The sequence below is a fragment of the Secundilactobacillus muriivasis genome (assembly GCF_054785195.1).
Window position 1 is genome coordinate 1 of the sequence record NZ_BAABMI010000107.1, and the last position, 3286, is coordinate 3286.

Here is a 3286-nt window from a genome sequence, read left to right on the forward strand (position 1 = left end):
TGAGCGGGAGCTCCCGCTCAAACTCACCCCGCACTCGCCGTGAGGCAGGAAAGCAAAGTTTAGGAAACTTTGGCTTTCAGCCAATTCAGTGTCTGGGTTTGGTTAGTCAATCAACTCCTTAAAGCCTCAAAAAGGGACTAACTGCTAAAGCAGTAAGTCCCTTTAATTCGATTTACCGTTGACTGACGGCCATTAAACAGCTCCAATACTCATCAGCGGTTAAATTAAAGCCATAGACCAAATTCAAAGGCTTGGACCATCTAATTCATCATGTTGTCCCTCTGAACGCTCTTGTGGCCTCTGAGGGGCTTTTTTAGACGGTTCTTTTAGTCCAGCTCGCTCTAGCCACTCATTTGGTAAGCCAACACCTAATTTGCGCTGTAAGAACCGGTCAACGCTCCGAACAATCCCTTGTAACGTATCCACTAATTTTTGGAGCTTCTCATTTTTCTTGCTTAAATCATAATTATTGTCTTTAACTTCAAGCAGTTGATAATTTAGGCTTTGATTATCAAGTTTTAAACGGTTCTGTTGTTGATTATAAATATCACTGACAGCTGCTCGAGATTCTAAGTCATGAAGATCACTTTTTCTAACAACCACTTTATCCTTGCTTAAAAAAGTAGTTTTGCTCTCAATTTCCTGCTGATCACGAGGTTTAAGTTCAGCAAGGCGTTTTCTGGCATCTTCAAGTTCAGCTTGTATTTCTTGTTTTTGAAGCGTCGCCTTTTTCAAATCTTCCCGCATAGCTTTATATTCTGGCACCGTTAAACTTTTACGTTCCGATTCTTGAACCCCACGTTGAATATTAAAACCATGCTGTTGCAAATAAGTCGGTAATTGATCTTGAATATCTCGCAAAGCCGTGCGATTAAATACTCGCTTAGCAGACAACTTATGTTCATCATCAAAGGGCACAATTCCCATATGCATATGTGGCGTACTCTCATCAAGATGAACAATTGCATAACGAATATTTTCTTCACCAAATTTTTCAGCAAAATAATTCTTCGCCGTTTCAAAATATTTGCGGGTATCAGCCGCCGTCAAATCGGCAAAGAAATTACTATCGCTCGAAATAATCCATTCATTGACTAAAACGGCATCTTTTCTTACCGCTCGCTGACTGGTTTTATGCTCGTTAATATAATCCTCAATATCCGTTTTGAAATGGTTAGTCCGACCAGCAACTAAATCATAATTTAAGCCAGAACGGTCAACGTCAATATCAGTATTTTTGTGATGTTGCGTTCGGCGTTGATCATGATTACCCAAGCCAACTAAATTATCAGCTTTTAATTTCTGCATATTAGCCACTAAATAACTCATTTCACCACTCCATTCCCAAACAGATAAATTTGGTTAGAGCATAGCACAGAATTCGGAAAACCTCCATGCAAGGTATAGCCCAATATACTTTACCTTGTAAAGTTTGGGCTCTGCGAGGCCGTTTTTGCCGTTGGCAAAAAAATAATCAAAGGTCGCTCTCGCTCCCAATGATTATCAAAGATTATTTTTTGTATTCCTCATTGTTTTTCATAATAGATATCTAGTTTAAGCAAGTTATCTTCTTCAGTGTCGTCCTTACTAGAACGGACATACTTAACATGATCGTCATTGACAGGCACTAATTCAGGATGCAAGCCAGCATCATCATCAACTTCAATTACATAACGCTTTTCATTAAGCCACTTGTTAATAGTCTCTTTGTGATACCAGCCATTAACTCCCTCACTAGAAGTCGAAAATAAATGAATTCGAACAATAGTTTCCAAACGCTTTTCGTCCCCACGATTAAAGCTTATCTTATCAGCATAAATCATAAAAGAGTTCCCCTCACCAGACAAATGATTTCCTGTCTTTATATATAATATAGCACTCATTCAAATAAAGTAATTTTTACGCTGATAGTCCCACTTAGCAACAATCTCGCGTACCACTTGGTCAACCTTTTGATCATCACCATTCGTATTAATTAGATCACCATTTTCAACGTCTTCTAATTGCAACTGCTTACGAATTTCTTTCAGCAAACCACCATAACTAATTTGGCGGGAACCCGCCAAAGCTTGTTCTAAATCGTCAATCACTTGTAAGTCTTGTTCTTGATTATTAGTCAAAATATCTTTAGATTTCACTTGATATTTAGCCGTCTCTTGCGCACTAGCCAATAAAGAATTTTTATGGCGATTCACATTCGGTTTAACTGCCTCAACATTCACAACCGGCACATAAGCTAATTTCATCGCTCGTTGCCAATATCTAGTCCATTCTGCTTGTGAAATATAATTATCAGTTCCTGTAAAATAACTCGATTTCATAAAAAGCAAAACATGCATATGGTGGTGATACATCAGCTGATCCGCTTCGTGATTAATGGTAACCTCAGTTGAACGTACATAACCCAACAAATTTTTAGCCACTTTTTTATACTGAAAGATCTTTGCAATGGCTCGTCCCATCTGCCGTAATTCACTCTTCAACAAATCCCCTGTAGTATTCTTTACCGTCAACGTTAAAAACAAGAACCGACCCGTTTTTCGCTGTTTAACTGCTTCTGTCAAAATTTGAGTTAACTGGTTAGATTGTTTCATTGACCGCCGCCAATTACATAACGGACACAAACGGGAATGGCAAAACCAAGTCTGAGCCAATTTTTTGTGACCATTTTTATCTTCCACAAAACGTAATACTTCACCACACTCTTTAACTCGATGGGCTTTCTTGTAGTGCAACATTTGTAAATAATCACCATACTGTAAATTCTCTAACTTATGTTCTCGCCATGGTCGTACTTTTCCCGACTGCGATCGATCAACTAAAACTTTTCTATCAGCCAAACTAAAAAGCTCCTCTCATCCAACCACGTGAGAAGAGCTAATCTTTTATGTATTTACTAAAACTAAGGGCTTGACGCTTACTAACTCAAGCTTTAAACTATGTTTAGTAAATACGAATATTCAAGATTAACTCACGTGTTCCGGGTCGCCAAACTAGGAATTCTCACGTGGGTTTTTTCTTTATTCATTTTATAAACTCATAATACGCCTAAGCCCAGTTGTGTCAAGGGTTTATCCCGGTTTTTTAAAATGACGTTGTTTCTAATAGTATCAAGATAAGAAGAAACTGGTCAAAATCGACCAGTTTCTAAGCCCTCGGGCGCTGACGCCCCGAACCCAGTCCAAGCTGTTCCAGCTTGACCGCCTAAATGAGCGGGAGCTCCCGCTCAAACTCACCCCGCACTCGCCGTGAGGCAGGAAAGCAAAGTTTAGGAAACTTTGGCTTT

Annotated in this window: 3 protein-coding genes; all 3 read right to left on the reverse strand. The window is 39.1% G+C overall.

What is annotated here, in order from left to right; genetic code table 11:
* Window positions 1–243 precede the first annotated feature (243 nt).
* The 3 genes from mobV to ACYVR3_RS16075 all read right to left on the reverse strand — a co-directional run bounded on the left by mobV (window position 244) and on the right by ACYVR3_RS16075 (window position 2840).
* A complete protein-coding gene (mobV, locus tag ACYVR3_RS16065; protein ID WP_461245010.1) occupies window positions 244–1329 on the reverse strand; it encodes a MobV family relaxase in 1086 nt (361 codons plus the stop codon).
* A gap of 197 nt (window positions 1330–1526) precedes the next feature.
* The gene (locus tag ACYVR3_RS16070; RefSeq protein ID WP_461245011.1) at window positions 1527–1823 is read right to left on the reverse strand and encodes a DUF3892 domain-containing protein; all 297 of its coding nucleotides are present in this window, start codon (window positions 1821–1823) and stop codon (window positions 1527–1529) included.
* Between the two features lie 60 nt (window positions 1824–1883).
* On the reverse strand, window positions 1884–2840 hold the full coding sequence (locus ACYVR3_RS16075; protein ID WP_260213235.1) for a protein rep: 957 nt from the start codon (window positions 2838–2840) through the stop codon (window positions 1884–1886).
* Window positions 2841–3286: the final 446 nt, after the last annotated feature.